This window comes from Neorhizobium lilium, from assembly GCF_004053875.1.
GTDB lineage: Bacteria > Pseudomonadota > Alphaproteobacteria > Rhizobiales > Rhizobiaceae > Neorhizobium > Neorhizobium lilii.
Genome location: NZ_SBIP01000003.1, coordinates 341,932 through 357,072 on the forward strand (window position 1 = coordinate 341,932; position 15,141 = coordinate 357,072).

The window sequence follows — 15,141 nt, forward strand, 5'->3', positions numbered from 1 at the left end:
TACGGCCTTACGGTCGTCAGGATGTGGCGAGGGGGGAAGGCATGGTTTCCAAACGGCTGTCGCGGCTGGAGGGTCACAGGCGCAAGTTCATGGCCGTCATGGACGGCACGCCGGAATGCGAAAAGGCCGTGCATTACGCCGGGCGCCGCGCCAAGAACACCAATGGAAGCATGGTCCTGCTTTATGTGATCCCGGACGGCGATTTCCAGCAATGGCTGGGCGTCGAGCAGATCATGCGGGCTGAAGCGCGGGAAGAGGCGGAAGCCTTAATGGCAAAAGCCGCCCAGCGGGTGCGCGACACGGTAGGCCTCGACCCTGAGATCGTCATTCGCGAAGGCAATGCCACCGAACAGATCAACCAGCTTGTGGAGGAAGACCAGGACATCGCCATCCTGGTTCTGGCCGCCGCCTCCGCCAAGGAAGGGCCGGGGCCGCTGGTCTCCGCAGTCGCCGGCCGGGGCGCTGCCTTTCCCATTCCCGTCACCGTCCTGCCCGATACGCTGACTGACGAGGAAATCGACGCTCTGGCTTGATCTTGTATTGACCGGAAACGGCCAAAGGCGCACTTGAACGAAAAGCTGATCGGGCTTATCTTCTTTTGAAGAATTCTAAATTGACGGCCTTTGCGGCAGGAGACATGCCATGTTCATTCAAACGGAAGCCACACCGAACCCGACGACCCTGAAGTTTCTGCCGGGTAAGGTCGTGATGGAAAAGGGGACGGCCGATTTCCGGAATGCGGCAGAAGCCGAGGCCTCGCCGCTGGCCGGCAGGCTGTTTGGCATCGGCGGTGTGACAGGCGTATATTTCGGCTACGACTTCATCACCGTCACCAAGGATAGTGCCGAGTGGCAGCACCTGAAGCCGGCCATTCTCGGCTCCATCATGGAGCATTTCATGTCCGGCCAGCCGGTCATGGGCGGAACGTCGAGCCTTGCGGAGGCATCTGACGAAGAAGGCGAATTCTTCGACGCGAACGACGAGACGATCGTCGCAACCATCAAGGAATTGCTGGAAACGCGGGTTCGCCCGGCTGTCGCCCAGGATGGCGGCGATATAACCTTCAAGGGTTACCGCGAAGGCACGGTCTATCTCAACATGAAGGGCGCATGCTCCGGCTGCCCGTCCTCGACCGCAACCTTGAAGCACGGCGTCCAGAACCTGCTCAAGCACTTCGTGCCTGAAGTTCAGGCCGTCGAAGCTCTCTGAGGACGCTGCCGCTCGCATCATGATTGTTCTGGCCCTCGATACCGCCGGGGTGGATTGCTCTGCTGCGCTGTATGACAGCGCGGCCGGTCGTGTCCTGTCTGTCGTCTCCGAGCCGATCGGCAAGGGCCATGCGGAACGCCTTATGGCGGTTATCGATCAGGCATTGGCCGAGGCCAACCTTCAACTTGGCTCGGTCAAGCGGATCGCAGTCGTGGTCGGTCCCGGCTCCTTTACCGGCATCCGAGTCGGGGTTGCAGCGGCGCGCGGTCTTGCGCTCGCGCTTGGTGTGCCCGCCGTCGGTGTAACGACGCTCGAAGTTCTGGCGCATACCTATCAGGTTGAGCACCCCGGTTCGCCGGTGGTCGTCGCCATGGATGCGAAGCGCAACGAGGTCTATACACAGGCATTCGGCGCCGACAGCCATCCGCTGAACGGCCCCGCGGCCATTTCGCCGGACGACGTGGCCGAGCTTGCAAGAGTTTTGTCCGCAGATGTCACCGGGTCCTGGGCGCCTCGGCCCGAGCAACACCCAGTCGCCGACGACAATCCGGAATTCGCAGGTCGCGACCGCTTCGATATCGCCGTCGTCGCGCGCATCGGCGCCGGAAAGCCGCAGACCTCCGACCGCCCGAAACCGCTCTACCTCCGCGGTCCCGATGCCAAACCGCAGACAGGTTTTGCGCTTGAGCGCAAGGCAACATTCACAGCGGATTGACGAGCCTGTAGTATCCTGTTTTCTGCCGCGGCCTTTAGTTGCTTCGGGCATCGAGGATGCGGCGCCAGCCTTTTGCGAATGAACCATGTTTGAAGACTATCTCAGCTGGAAGCCTTTTTTCGAGATCGTCCCGATGAAGGTCGAGGACTGCGTCGAGATTTCCGAACTCCACGGCCAGCGTTTCCCACGCCGATGGAACGATGGCGAATTTCAGAACCTGCTCTTGCAGGGCGGTGTGTTCGGTTTTGCGGCACGCCAGACCAATGCTTTCTTCTCCCAGCCCCTGGGCGGCTTTGTCCTGTCGCGCGAGGCGGCGGGCGAAGCCGAGATCCTGACCGTCGCCGTCGGCGAAAAGTTTGGCCGCCAGGGCCTCGGATGGCGCCTCATGCAGGCAGCGCTCCGGGAAGCCTCGTCCCGCGGCGCCGAAAGCATGTTCCTGGAGGTGGAGGCTGCCAACGAGGCTGCGGTAAGGCTCTACGGTAAGCTCGGTTTCCACACGGTTGGGGAGAGGCCTGCCTACTATAAAGCGGCCGATGGGACGCGATCCTCTGCGCTTGTCATGAGCCGTGTTCTTCGCTAGTCCCTAAGCAACACCGATATACCGCAATATTCCAAAGGCCGAGTGTCATGACAGAGCTTTCCAAGACCCTGGAGGAGCTGTGCGCCGAAAAGGGCATGCGCATGACCGACCAGCGGCGCGTGATCGCCCGCATACTGCAGGAGTCCGACGATCATCCGGATGTCGAGGAGCTGTATAGACGCTCCTCCAAGGTCGATCCTCGCATTTCGATTTCGACCGTTTACCGAACGGTCAAGCTGTTCGAGGACGAGGGCATCATCGAACGTCACGACTTTCGCGACGGGCGCTCCCGCTACGAAACCGTGCCGGAAGAGCATCACGACCACATGATCGACCTCAATACCGGCACCGTCATAGAATTCCGCTCGGCCGAGATCGAGGCGCTGCAGGAGCGGATCGCCCGTGAGCATGGCTTCCGCCTCGTCGGACATCGGCTGGAGCTTTATGGCATTCCGCTGGACAAGGACGAGACGTGATCACCAATCTTCGGATCGGTCTCATCGTCATCGCTCTTGTGGTGGTCACGCTGGTCCTCCTGCCGTTCCAGCTTGCCGGCCTTGCCTTCGATCTCAAGATCCGCCGCTATGTTCCGCGCTACTGGCACAGGGCGGCCTGCTTCCTGCTGGGCATCCGTATCCATGTCCACGGCCGGCTGGAAACGCGGCGCCCGCTCATGCTGGCCTCCAACCATGTATCGTGGAAGGATATTCTGGTTTTGGGAGCAGTGGCCGACGTGATCTTCATAGCCAAGGCCGAAGTTGCCGGCTGGCCGATCTTCGGGACGCTTGCCAAGCTTCAGAAGTGTATTTTCGTGGTGCGGGAGGACAAACGCGGAACGGGCAAGCAGGTGAACGAGATCGCCGCGCGCATGACGGCGGGCGAAATCGTCGTGCTGTTCCCGGAAGGCACGACATCCGACGGCAACCGGCTGATGGAGGTGAAATCCTCGCTGTTCGGTGCCGCCGCTGCCGCCGCCCCGGAAACACCCGAAGGGATAGTGCATGTTCAGCCCGTCGCAATCGCCTATACGCGGGTGCATGGCATGGCGATGGGCAGGTTTCATCGTCCCATTGCAGCCTGGCCGGGCGATGTCGAGCTTGCCCCCCATCTTCTGGGCGTCATGAGGGAAGGAGCGATCGATGTGGACGTAGCCTTTGGCGATGCCATAGAGTTCCGTGCAGGCGACAACCGCAAGCACCTCAGCCAAGCCGTCACGAGCAGGCTCCGCCGCATGCTGATCAAGCACTTGCGCGGCCGCGATTATGACGGCATGACAGCCGACTGACGCAAACCGCTTCACGGCGTCGTCTTGCGCGTGGCCTTACGAATACGCATTTGGCTGCACAGCCGCTGATCATCCACCGATATCTTTCGTTAAAAGCAGTTTGTAGGAACAATGGATCCACTTGGACAACTGATCGCCTGGGCTGCGGAATATGGGCTGCTTGGGGTGTTCCTCGTCGCCTTCTCCGAACGGATAGTGCCGATCTTCCCGTCCTATGCGATCCTGGTCGCGATCGGGATCGCGTCTCAGTCCGGCGCCTGGGCCGCGCCGGCAGGGCTGATGGCCGCGGTGGCTGGAAGCTATGTCGGCGGGTCGATCTACTACCTGATGGCCGTCAGCGTTCCGGTGGAGCGGGCGACCCGCTTCCTGATCCGTTTCGCGCTTCTGTTCGGGACCTCTTCGGCACGGGTGGAAAGCCTCATCGTCTACTTCAGAACCAATCAGTCCGCGCTCTCCTTCACATCGCAGCTCATTCCGACCATCCGGCTTGTGGCGCCGGCGATTGCCGGCCTGTTGAAGGTGCGGCCAGGCCCCTTTGCGCTTGCGAGCGGCATCGGCGTGACCATCTGGAACGGGCTCTTCTTCATTATCGGCTATATCTGCGCCAGCTATTCCTTCAGCGGCAACATCACCACGCTCGCCCTCGAGGTCATGATCATCCTGATGGTGAGCGAAGGTATCGCCTTCTTCGTCTGGCGCCGTTGGCGGCGCGCCAAGCTGGCGGAAAATCGGTAATCCCGGGCCGTCCTGAGATACCTTCCAGCAGGCAGGTGCGGAAAGGCTTCATTTCCGGACCTTCTTGCGCTATGAGCGGGCCATGAACGAACACGTCTCCATTCCGGTCGCCGCCCCTGATGCTGGCGAGATCAAAAACAGCCGCAAGGTCTTCATCAAGACCTACGGCTGCCAGATGAACGTCTATGACTCGACGCGCATGGGCGATGCCCTGGCGAGCGAGGGCTATGTGACGACCGAAGAGATGGGCGAGGCCGATCTCATCCTGCTCAACACCTGCCACATCCGCGAAAAGGCCGCCGACAAGGTCTATTCCGCGCTTGGGCGCCTGCGCGACATGAAGAAGGCGCGCGCCGCTGAGGGCAGGGAGTTGATGATCGGCGTCGCCGGTTGCGTGGCCCAGGCCGAGGGCGAGGAAATCATTCGTCGGGCACCCGCAGTCGATGTGGTCATCGGGCCGCAGACTTATCATCGCCTGCCGGAGGCCTTGCGGCGCGCGCGCGGTGGCAAGCCGGTGGTCGATACGGACTATGCCGTCGAAGACAAGTTCGAACATCTGCCGGCGACGGAAAAGGCGACCATCCGCAGCCGCGGCGTGACGGCCTTTCTGACCGTGCAGGAAGGCTGCGATAAATTCTGCACCTTCTGCGTCGTGCCCTATACGCGCGGTTCGGAAGTGTCGCGTCCGGTCGCCCAGATCGTCGCGGAAGCGCAGCGGCTGGCGGAAAGCGGGGTCCGCGAGATCACTCTGCTCGGCCAGAACGTCAATGCCTGGCGCGCCGAAGGCCCGAATGGCCGGGATTGGAGCCTTGGCGATCTTCTCTATCGTCTGGCGGAAATTCCCGGACTGGCCCGCCTGCGTTATACCACGAGCCATCCGCGCGACATGGACGATCGGCTGATCGATGCGCACCGTGACCTGAGGACGCTGATGCCGTACCTGCATCTGCCGGTGCAGTCGGGCTCGGATCGCATTCTCAAGGCCATGAACCGCCGTCACACGGGGCAGGAATATCTGCGGCTCGTCGAACGCATCCGTACCGCCCGCGCCGACATCGCCATGTCGGGAGATTTCATCGTCGGTTTCCCCGGTGAAACGGATGGGGATTTCGAGGATACGCTGCGCATCGTGGAAGAGGTCAATTACGCCCAGGCCTTCTCCTTCAAGTATTCGACGCGTCCCGGAACGCCCGGCGCCGATCTGGCAGACCATGTTTCCGAAGAGGTGAAGGCAGAAAGGCTTGAAAGACTGCAGGCCCTGCTCTTGAAACAGCAGGCCCGATTCGCCACTTCCTGCGTAGGAAGCGTCATGGATTTGTTGCTGGAGAAGCCCGGGCGCATGCCAGGGCAGGTGATCGGACGCTCTCCATGGCTACAATCTGTGAATGTTGATGCAAAAACATCGCAGATCGGTGACATTATTCCTGTACGAATCATCGGGACTGGTCCCAACAGCTTGTTTGCCGAACCGGCTGAGCGTTTGATGGGGGCCTGAACCATTTGGGGAGCTTGCCTACTTGAACGGACATGAATTGGCTACTTCACCCGCGCGCCCGACCCGAACCGCCGCGACCGACGCCAATCACTTTGTCCTGACGTTCGAGAGTAACCGCTTCGCAAGCGAGCTCTTCGGTCAATTCGACCAGAACCTGAAACTCCTGGAGCAGCGGCTGCATATCGATGCCCGCCCGCGAGGAAATTCCGTTGCGATTTCCGGCGATCTTACCGCAACCAATCAGGCACGGCGCGCTTTGGACTTCCTGTATGAGCGGGTGCAAAAGGGCGGTACGGTAGAGGTGTCCGACGTGGAAGGTGCAATACGCATGGCGCAGGCCGCCGACGATCAGCTCCAGCTGCCGACGATGGAGAAAAAGGCCAAGCTCTCCATGAGCCAGATCTCCACCAAGAAAAAGACGATCATAGCCCGCACGCCGACCCAGGACGCCTATATGCGGGCGCTCGATCGGTCCGAGCTCGTCTTCGGTGTAGGCCCGGCCGGCACCGGCAAGACCTACCTCGCCGTCGCCCATGCAGCCATGCTTCTGGAACGCGGTGCGGTCGACAAGATCATCCTGTCTCGCCCGGCGGTCGAAGCGGGTGAGCGGCTGGGCTTTCTGCCCGGCGACATGAAGGAAAAGGTCGATCCTTATCTGCGCCCGCTTTACGATGCGCTTTACGACATGATGGCCGGCGACAAGGTCGAGCGTGCCATCACGGCGGGCGTGATCGAAATTGCGCCTCTGGCTTTCATGCGCGGACGCACCCTGTCCAACGCCGCCGTCATCCTGGACGAGGCGCAGAACACCACATCGATGCAGATGAAGATGTTTCTGACGCGGCTTGGCGAAAATGCGCGGATGATCATCACCGGCGACCCCAGCCAGGTCGACCTGCCGCGCGGCGTCAAGTCGGGCCTCGTGGAGGCTCTCCAGATCCTGCACGGCGTCGAAGGCATTTCGGTCGTCCGGTTCAAGGATGTCGATGTGGTGCGTCATCCGCTGGTCGGGCGCATTGTTCGCGCCTATGACGCGCAGTACGCCGTTCACGAGGAAAGCGAGGGTTCCGGCAACTGATGCCGTAATCGCACCGATGCCCAAACTCGATATTCAGATCAGCAGGGAAGACGAAGCATGGCCGGATGAGCCGTCGCTTCTGGCGCTGAGCGAACATACGCTCGGTGCGGCGGCCGATTTTCTTGCTGCGAAGGAAGGTCAGCCCTTCCCGGAAGCGGCGACGGAGCTTTCGCTGGTCTTCACCGATGATGCCTCCATTCGTGAGATCAATGCGGAATGGCGGTCTCAGGACAAGCCGACCAATGTCCTGTCTTTCCCGGCCTTTCCGCTAGAGCCTGGCAAGATGCCGGGGCCGATGCTCGGAGATATCATCATTGCCCGGGAAACGGTCGAGCGTGAGGCGGTTGATCTCGAGAAGAGTTTCAGCGATCATCTGACTCACCTTCTTGTCCACGGATTCCTCCATCTGTTCGGCTACGATCACATGGAAAAGGGCGAGGCGGAAAAAATGGAAGATCTGGAAACTCGCATTCTGGCCCAACTTGGCCTATCTGATCCTTACGCAGGGCAGGACCCGATATTTTAGTCTGAGAGATTATGAACGACTTTTCGACAAGCCACGCCCGTGAGGGCAGGGACGCCGAATCCTCCTCTTCGGAGGATGGCAGTAGTCCGTCTAAACCGGATACCCATCAGAGGCATCACAGCACCTTCTGGTCACGGGCAGTCCGCCTGCTGCGCCCTTCGCAGGGAGAGCAGCTGCGCGAGGACCTCGCAGATGCCCTGATGACCGACACAAGTGTCAGCAGCGCGTTTTCGCCTGAAGAACGGGCCATGCTGCACAACATCCTCCGCTTCCGGGAAGTTCGCGTCGAGGACATCATGGTTCCGCGTGCCGATATCGAAGCGGTGGAGATGAACATCACCATCGGCGATTTAATGATTCATTTTGAGGAGACCGGGCGTTCGCGCATGCCCGTCTATGGCGACAATCTGGATGATGCCCGCGGCTTCGTGCATATCCGCGATCTCCTGTCCTACCTCGCCAAACAGGCCCGCAACAAGCGGCGCGCCGGCGGCCGCCCGAGTGCGACATCCGCAACCGGTCCCACCGCTGAAAAGGCGGAAAGGCCTGCCCGCACGCCGAAGCCAGCCTTCGATCTGGGCCGTGTCGATCTGGAGCAGACGGTGGCGGAAGCCGGGCTGATCCGCAAGATCCTGTTCGTTCCGCCTTCCATGCTCGCGTCCGATCTCATGCAGAGCATGCAGGCGGCCCGCACCCAGCTCGCCCTCGTCATCGACGAGTACGGCGGCACGGACGGTCTCGTCTCACATGAAGACATTGTCGAAATGGTCATCGGTGACGTCGAGGATGAGCACGACGACGAGGAAGTCCGTTTCTCTCAGGTCAGCGAGGATGTCTTCGTCGCCGATGCGCGCGTCGAGCTCGAGGAGATCGCCAAGGCGGTCGGCTCGGATTTCGACATTCGCGATCGGCTCGAGGATGTGGACACGCTGGGCGGCCTCATCTTCTCGGCGCTCGGCCGCATTCCGGTGCGGGGCGAAGTCGTCCAGGCCGTTCCCGGCTTCGAGTTCCAGATTCTCGACGCAGATCCACGCCGGATCAAGCGGGTCCGCATCCTGCGCAAGCGCGCCCTCGCAAGACGCCGCCAGAAAGGCGATGGCGAGGTGCTGCTGACCGACCAGACGCCGACGGTTCTCCTGCCCCCGCCTCGTCAGGACGGCGAGCGTCCGAACGGCTGATTTCGGCAGCCGTATCGGGACAAGCCACAGTTTATTTGGAAGACTGCGGCTGATTCGCGGGAAAGGGACATTCATGGAGCGGCTGGCGGGCAGGATCATGCTTCTGTGGGGCTTGCCGCGCATTGCCCTTGCCGTTCTGGCCGGTGCAATAGGTGCGCTGGCGCTCCCGCCCTTCAATATCTTCGCCGCACTCTTCATCTCGTTCACGCTACTCGTCTGGCTCATGGACGGCTCGACCGGCAGCGCCGATGGTGGCGTATTCACCAAATTCCGCTCCTCGTTCCTGCTCGGCTGGTTGTTCGGCTTCGGCTATTTCGTGGCCGGCCTCTGGTGGCTCGGCAACGCGCTTCTGGTCGATGCGGATGAATTCGCCTGGGCCTTGCCCTTGGCCGTCCTTGGCCTGCCGGCCTTTCTCGCCCTCTTCTACGGTTTGGCGACGCTTCTCGCCGGCTTCCTCTGGTCCGATGGTTTCGGCCGTCTGGCGGCGCTCGCCGCAGCATTCGGTCTCGTCGAATGGCTGCGGGGGTTCGTGCTGACCGGCTTCCCCTGGAATACGATCGGCTATGGCGCGATGCCCATTCCGCTGATGATGCAGTCTTCTGCGGTGCTGGGGATCTTCGGGGTCACGGTTCTCGCCGTCTTCGTCTTCTCCGCCCCTGCGCTGATCGGCACGCGAAAGGGCATGGGCGTTGGGCTTGCATTGGCTGCCCTTTTGTTCTGCGTTCATCTCGGCTTTGGCGCCTGGCGCCTGGCAGGCGCCGATGCCGCGCTTGCATCCGCCAGTTCGAACGCCAGCATAGTGCGCATCGTTCAGCCGCTCATCGATCAAAGCCGAAAGCTCGACGACGCTGAGCGATCGGCGATCTTCGAAGAGCATCTCGCCCTGTCTTCGCTGCCGCCCCAGAATGGGGGCAAGCGCCCTGACGTGATCGTCTGGCCGGAAACCTCGGTCCCCTTCATCCTGACGGACAATCCGGACGCCTTGTCGCGTATAGCTGACGTGTTGCAGGACGGCCAGATCCTCATCACTGGTGCGGTGCGCTCCGAAGAGGCAGGCCCCGGCTCGGCAACGCGCTACTACAATTCGATCTACGTCGTCGACAGCCAGGGGCAGATCATTTCCGCCTCGGACAAGGTCCACCTTGTCCCTTATGGCGAATACGTTCCTTACGAAGATTTCCTGCGCTACCTCGGGATCGGCGATGCCATTGCCATGCCCGGCGGCTTTACCGCTGCCTCGACGCGTTCCTTGCTGACCCTGCCGAGCGGCCTGAGTTTCTACCCGCTGATCTGCTATGAGGCGATCTTTCCGGAGGAATTCAGCAGCGATCTGGAGCGTGCGAAGGCTCTGCTTAATGTCACCAATGACGGCTGGTTCGGCGCGACGCCCGGCCCTTACCAGCACTTTCAGCAAGCCCGGCTGCGCGCTGTAGAAACTGGCCTGCCACTGATTCGCGCTGCCAATACCGGCATTTCGGCCTCCGTGGATCCTTTTGGAAGGATCGGCAATGGCCTCGCCTATAATCAAAAGGGCGTGATTGACTCAACCCTTAGCGGCAACTTCATCCCACATTGGAACAACTCGGCCCGCCAAAATAACTTCTGGTTGATCATAGCAGTGATGGTGGCGATTGCTGCCATCTCGCGCGCAGGTTTTAAAATCGGAAAGAATTGACCGGAAACCCCTAAAATTGCATAGTGGTTCCAGCCTTTCGTCCTGCCGTATGCTTCTCATGTTGGACTCCTTGTGCCTAACCTCACGAAGTGTATTTCCACACGCGGACCGGGTTGAGGATTGAAACAGCAAATTCGTCAGGACAGCGTTATGATTGAGAATAAGAAGAAGCCGAACCCGATAGACATTCACGTCGGTAGTCGGATTCGTCTGCGCCGCACCATGCTTGGTATGAGCCAGGAAAAGCTGGGCGAAAGTCTTGGCATTACTTTTCAGCAGATTCAGAAATACGAGAAGGGCACGAATCGTGTCGGCGCCAGCCGACTGCAGAATATCTCCAGCATTCTCAACGTACCCGTGTCCTTCTTTTTCGAGGATGCGCCCGGTGACTCGAATGGTTCCGGCAACGGAATGGCCGAAGCATCGAGCTCCAACTACGTCGTTGATTTCCTGTCGTCCTCCGAAGGACTTCAACTCAACCGTGCTTTCGTGAAGATCGCCGATCCGAAGGTCCGTCGGCGCCTGGTCGATCTGGTAAAGGCTCTGGCTGCCGAAGCCGACGCGGAGTAAGCCACCGCTCATAATGAGAAAAAGCGGCCGTCTGGCCGTTTTTTTATGCGTACGCACATCCTCGGGAAAGCAGTTGCCAACACATAAAGATATATTTATGTGGTTCTACGCTTGTCTTTGCAAAGCGGACTCATTACACAAGATGGGTCAATTCTTGAGGGGAATCCCGCACATGCGCGCAAGTTACTTGTTCACGAGCGAGTCGGTGGCCGAAGGGCATCCGGACAAGGTCTGTGACCGCATTTCCGATGAAATCGTTGATCTGGTGTATCGCGAAGCGGCCAAAACTGGGGTTGACCCATGGACGGTGCGCGTCGCCTGCGAGACCCTTGCCACTACAAACCGCGTCATCATTGCCGGCGAAGTCCGTCTGCCGCCGAGCCTGATGAAGAAGGACAAGGATGGCAAGGACGTCATCAATCCTTCCAAGTTCAAGGCTGCTGCGCGAAAGGCCATCCGTGACATCGGTTATGAGCAGGACGGCTTCCACTGGAAGACGGCCAAGATCGATGTACTCCTCCACTCCCAGTCGGCTGACATCGCGCAGGGCGTCGATAGTGCCGCTGACCGTCAGGGCGACGAAGGTGCAGGCGACCAGGGCATCATGTTCGGCTATGCCTGCAAAGAAACGCCGGACCTGATGCCGGCACCGATCTATTATTCCCACAAGATCCTGCAACTGCTCGCAACCGCCCGCAAGAAGGGCGAAGGCGATGCCGGCAAGCTCGGCCCGGACGCCAAGAGCCAGGTTACCGTACGTTACGAGAACGGCCATCCGGCCGGTGTCGATTCCATCGTGCTTTCGACCCAGCACCTCGATGAGAGCTGGGATTCCAAGAAGGTTCGCCAGGTCGTGGAACCCTATATCCGCGAAGCCCTTGGCGATCTGCCGATCGACAAGGACTGCAAATGGTACATCAACCCGACCGGCAAGTTCGTGATCGGCGGACCGGATGGTGATGCGGGCCTGACCGGTCGTAAGATCATCGTCGATACCTATGGCGGTGCCGCGCCCCATGGCGGAGGTGCCTTCTCCGGCAAGGACACGACCAAGGTCGATCGTTCGGCTGCCTATGCTGCCCGCTATCTGGCGAAGAACGTCGTCGCCTCGGGCCTCGCCGACCGCTGCACCCTCCAGATTTCCTACGCGATCGGTATCGCCCAGCCGCTGTCGATCTATGTGGACCTGCACGGCACTGGCAAGAACGTAACGGAAGATCAGGTGGAAGCCGCGATCCGCAAGGTCATGGACTTATCGCCCTCGGGTATCCGTCGTCATTTGGATCTGAACAAGCCGATCTATGCCAAGACATCCGCCTATGGTCATTTCGGCCGCAAGGCCGGGCGTGACGGCTCCTTCTCCTGGGAGAAGACCGATCTGGTGAAGCCGCTCAAGGATGCCCTGAAGGACGAGACGCTGAAGGCAGCCTGATAGGCTCTTTACGCCCTGTTCGATAAAACGCTAAAGCGGGTGCCTCCGATGGGGCACCCGCTTTTTTTGATGAGAGACGCCATGACCGACCAGCACCCGACCCGCGCAACGGAAGCCTTTTTCGGCCGCCGCAAGGGAAAGCCGCTTCGCGAGCGGCAGGCTGAAGGCATGGAAAAACTGCTTCCGGCCCTGCGGCTCGATCTGCAGTCGCCAGCTCCAGCGGACCTGAAGCAGATCTTTCCGGTTGCAGTCGAAAATGTGCGGCTGGAGATTGGCTTCGGCGGGGGCGAGCACCTGATCCACCGTGCTCAGGAAAGCCGCGATACCGGCTTTATCGGCGTCGAGCCCTTCGTCAATTCCATGGCCAAGCTTCTGTCACGGGTGGAGGAGTTAAAGCTTGATAACATCCGGGTCTACGACGACGATGCGACGGAAGTGCTGGACTGGCTTCCAGATGCTTCAGTCGATCGCATAGACCTGCTCTATCCGGACCCGTGGCCGAAGCGGAAGCATTGGAAAAGGCGGTTCGTGTCTCAGGTCAACCTGGTGCGGTTTCACCGCGTCCTGAAGCCAGGTGGCCTGTTCTGCTTTGCGTCCGACATCGATACCTATGTCAACTGGACGCTGATCCACTGCCGCGATCATGGCGGCTTCGAATGGCAGGCCAGACAGTCATCGGACTGGTTGACGCCTTTCGCCGGCTGGCCGGGGACGCGATACGAAAACAAGGCCCGCCGCGAGGGCCGGTCGTCGGCCTATCTGACATTTCGGAAGATCTAGAGCGGGATCGGTCAGTGAAGACTGACGGTCTTCAGGTCGTCTTCAGCAGCTTTGAAGAAAGTGCTGGAGCGGTTGTCGGTCAGCAGGATCGGCGTACCATCGGCACCGAACAGAGCCCAGAGGTCAAGAGCGGGATCGATCTCGGGTGCTTCAGGAAAGCAGCGCAACACTTCTTCCGACCGCATCTTGCGAATATATCCGACTTCTCCGGCGCCCAGGTGAGCAAGTTCGGACTGCGTCAAACGCGAATTCGCTTCTTTCATCAACATTTCAGCCTCCAGCAGTGAGGACGCAACGGCATTGGCGCCGTCGAACTACTGTGAAACGGAAATGTTAATTTTTCTCACCATGCGTTCCGGTTCGGGACGGATGAGGTCGACGGACAGGAGCCCGTTCTTCAGGCTCGCACTTGCCACCTGCATCCCGTCCGCAAGCACGAAGACCCGCTGGAACTGACGCGCGGCAATCCCGCGATGAAGGTAGTCACGGTCCACTTGCTCGGCCTGCCGGCCCCGGATTATCAGCTGGTTCTCCTGCGTCGTCACATCGAGCTCGTCCTGCGAGAAGCCGGCAACAGCCAATGTGATGCGCAGGCGCTGTGGTTCGCCGGCATCGGCGCAGATGCGTTCGATATTGTAGGGCGGATAACCGTCATTGCCCTTGGCCAGACGCTCAAGGGTCTTCTCCATCGAATCAAAACCGAGGAGGAGGGGGCTGGCGAATGGTGTCATTCGGCTCATCGATCGTCCCTGCAGCAAGCGACTGAGACAACGCCCGGATTTCGGCGCGCCGTCATTCCTCCATATGGGAAATCCCATCTGCCTTCGCAAGACGGAGCGGCGGCAGCCGCGGTCGAACGATCCCTTGACAACGCCCTGGCCATGACCAACAAAACCGACGAAACCAGGGGGACATCGCATGCAGCGCAGAAAGATCATCATCGACACCGACCCCGGACAGGACGATGCCGCCGCCATCATGCTGGCCTTTGGCAGTCCGGACGAGCTGGAAGTGCTTGGCCTGACTGCTGTGGCAGGCAATGTGCCGCTCTCGTTCACGAGCCGGAACCTGCGGATCGTCTGCGAACTCTGTGGCCGGCCGGACGCCAAGGTCTACGAAGGGGCGCTGAAGCCGCTCAACCGTCCCCAGGTGACGGCCGAGCACGTCCATGGCCGCACCGGCCTCGACGGCGCCGAGCTTCCCGAGCCCACCATGCTGCCGCAGTCCACGCATGCGGTGGATTTCATCATCGACACGCTGCGACGCGAGCCGGAAGGCACGATTACGCTGTGCACGCTCGGGCCGCTGACCAATATAGCGACTGCACTTGCCAAGGCGCCCGATATTGCCGGACGCGTCAAGGAACTGGTGATGATGGGTGGCGGCTTCTCCGAAGGCGGCAACATCACGCCCGCCGCCGAGTTCAACATCTATGTCGATCCGGATGCCGCGAAAACGGTCTTCGCCTCCGGCATGCCGATCGTCATGATGCCGCTCGACGTGACGCACCAATTGATGACCACCAAGGCGCGGGTATCCAAGATCGCTGCGTTCAGCAACCGTCCCGCTCAGGTTCTGGTCGAGTGGCTGGCCTTTTTCGAGCGCTTCGACGTCGAAAAATACGGCTCCGACGGCGGCCCGCTACACGACCCTTCCGTCATTGCCTACCTGTTGAAGCCGGAACTGTTTTCCGGTCGTGACTGCAATGTCGAGATCGAGACGCAGTCGGAACTGACGGTCGGCATGACCGTCGTTGACTGGTGGCACGTCTCGGAACGGCAGCCCAATGCAAAGGTCATGCGCCAGGTGGATGCCGACGGCTTCTTCGATCTTCTGGCCGAGCGCGTCGCACGCCTCTGAGATTTATTAGGCGGAAGGATCAC

Annotated in this window: 18 protein-coding genes; 16 read left to right on the forward strand and 2 right to left on the reverse strand. The window is 60.5% G+C overall.

Features of this window, described 5'->3' with window-relative positions; genetic code table 11:
• The first annotated feature begins 41 nt into the window (after nt 1–41).
• From EPK99_RS14255 to trmB, 15 genes are all read left to right on the forward strand, one after another.
• The gene (locus EPK99_RS14255; protein WP_128443747.1) at nt 42–533 is read left to right on the forward strand and encodes a universal stress protein; all 492 of its coding nucleotides are present in this window, start codon (nt 42–44) and stop codon (nt 531–533) included.
• 109 nt (nt 534–642) lie between these two features.
• Nucleotides 643–1,209 (forward strand): NifU family protein, encoded by a 567-nt coding sequence (locus EPK99_RS14260; RefSeq protein WP_128443748.1) that lies wholly within the window; start codon nt 643–645, stop codon nt 1,207–1,209.
• A 19-nt stretch (nt 1,210–1,228) separates the two neighbouring features.
• On the forward strand, nt 1,229–1,924 hold the full coding sequence (tsaB, locus tag EPK99_RS14265; RefSeq protein ID WP_128443749.1) for a tRNA (adenosine(37)-N6)-threonylcarbamoyltransferase complex dimerization subunit type 1 TsaB: 696 nt from the start codon (nt 1,229–1,231) through the stop codon (nt 1,922–1,924).
• 85 nt (nt 1,925–2,009) lie between these two features.
• On the forward strand, nt 2,010–2,504 hold the full coding sequence (locus EPK99_RS14270; RefSeq protein WP_128443750.1) for a GNAT family N-acetyltransferase: 495 nt from the start codon (nt 2,010–2,012) through the stop codon (nt 2,502–2,504).
• Nucleotides 2,505–2,551: 47 nt separating this feature from the next.
• The gene (locus EPK99_RS14275) at nt 2,552–2,980 is read left to right on the forward strand and encodes a Fur family transcriptional regulator (RefSeq protein WP_128443751.1); all 429 of its coding nucleotides are present in this window, start codon (nt 2,552–2,554) and stop codon (nt 2,978–2,980) included.
• Nucleotides 2,977–3,789: a lyso-ornithine lipid O-acyltransferase gene (gene olsA, locus EPK99_RS14280; RefSeq protein ID WP_128443752.1), complete on the forward strand. Its 813-nt coding sequence runs from the start codon at nt 2,977–2,979 to the stop codon at nt 3,787–3,789. Before EPK99_RS14275 ends, olsA begins: the two co-directional genes overlap by 4 nt.
• 111 nt (nt 3,790–3,900) lie before the next feature.
• Nucleotides 3,901–4,524 (forward strand): DedA family protein, encoded by a 624-nt coding sequence (locus tag EPK99_RS14285; RefSeq protein WP_128443753.1) that lies wholly within the window; start codon nt 3,901–3,903, stop codon nt 4,522–4,524.
• An 82-nt stretch (nt 4,525–4,606) separates the two neighbouring features.
• Nucleotides 4,607–6,019 (forward strand): tRNA (N6-isopentenyl adenosine(37)-C2)-methylthiotransferase MiaB, encoded by a 1,413-nt coding sequence (gene miaB, locus EPK99_RS14290; protein WP_128443754.1) that lies wholly within the window; start codon nt 4,607–4,609, stop codon nt 6,017–6,019.
• A 22-nt stretch (nt 6,020–6,041) separates the two neighbouring features.
• Complete coding sequence (locus EPK99_RS14295) at nt 6,042–7,097, forward strand: PhoH family protein (RefSeq protein WP_128443755.1); 1,056 nt, start codon at nt 6,042–6,044, stop codon at nt 7,095–7,097.
• 16 nt (nt 7,098–7,113) lie between these two features.
• Entirely contained in the window at nt 7,114–7,623 is a 510-nt protein-coding gene (gene ybeY / locus EPK99_RS14300) for an rRNA maturation RNase YbeY (RefSeq protein ID WP_128443756.1), read from the forward strand.
• Between the two features lie 11 nt (nt 7,624–7,634).
• Nucleotides 7,635–8,801, forward strand: a complete 1,167-nt coding sequence (locus tag EPK99_RS14305) for a hemolysin family protein (RefSeq protein ID WP_128443757.1) — start codon at nt 7,635–7,637, stop codon at nt 8,799–8,801.
• 73 nt (nt 8,802–8,874) lie between these two features.
• On the forward strand, nt 8,875–10,476 hold the full coding sequence (gene lnt / locus EPK99_RS14310; protein WP_128443758.1) for an apolipoprotein N-acyltransferase: 1,602 nt from the start codon (nt 8,875–8,877) through the stop codon (nt 10,474–10,476).
• Between the two features lie 150 nt (nt 10,477–10,626).
• Complete coding sequence (locus EPK99_RS14315; RefSeq protein WP_128443759.1) at nt 10,627–11,046, forward strand: helix-turn-helix domain-containing protein; 420 nt, start codon at nt 10,627–10,629, stop codon at nt 11,044–11,046.
• Between the two features lie 172 nt (nt 11,047–11,218).
• On the forward strand, nt 11,219–12,478 hold the full coding sequence (metK, locus tag EPK99_RS14320) for a methionine adenosyltransferase (RefSeq protein WP_128443760.1): 1,260 nt from the start codon (nt 11,219–11,221) through the stop codon (nt 12,476–12,478).
• An 81-nt stretch (nt 12,479–12,559) separates the two neighbouring features.
• The gene (trmB, locus tag EPK99_RS14325) at nt 12,560–13,258 is read left to right on the forward strand and encodes a tRNA (guanine(46)-N(7))-methyltransferase TrmB (RefSeq protein WP_128443761.1); all 699 of its coding nucleotides are present in this window, start codon (nt 12,560–12,562) and stop codon (nt 13,256–13,258) included.
• A gap of 11 nt (nt 13,259–13,269) precedes the next feature.
• On the opposite strand, the gene EPK99_RS14330 is transcribed toward trmB, so the two are convergent.
• Nucleotides 13,270–13,527, reverse strand: a complete 258-nt coding sequence (locus EPK99_RS14330) for a BQ00720 family protein (RefSeq protein ID WP_128443762.1) — start codon at nt 13,525–13,527, stop codon at nt 13,270–13,272.
• Between the two features lie 45 nt (nt 13,528–13,572).
• Nucleotides 13,573–13,998, reverse strand: coding sequence for an Hsp20 family protein (locus tag EPK99_RS14335; protein WP_128444236.1), 426 nt, complete (start codon nt 13,996–13,998; stop codon nt 13,573–13,575).
• Between the two features lie 178 nt (nt 13,999–14,176).
• Here EPK99_RS14335 and EPK99_RS14340 point away from each other — a divergent pair, with 178 nt between their 5' ends.
• The gene (locus EPK99_RS14340; RefSeq protein ID WP_128443763.1) at nt 14,177–15,118 is read left to right on the forward strand and encodes a nucleoside hydrolase; all 942 of its coding nucleotides are present in this window, start codon (nt 14,177–14,179) and stop codon (nt 15,116–15,118) included.
• Nucleotides 15,119–15,141 lie beyond the last annotated feature (23 nt).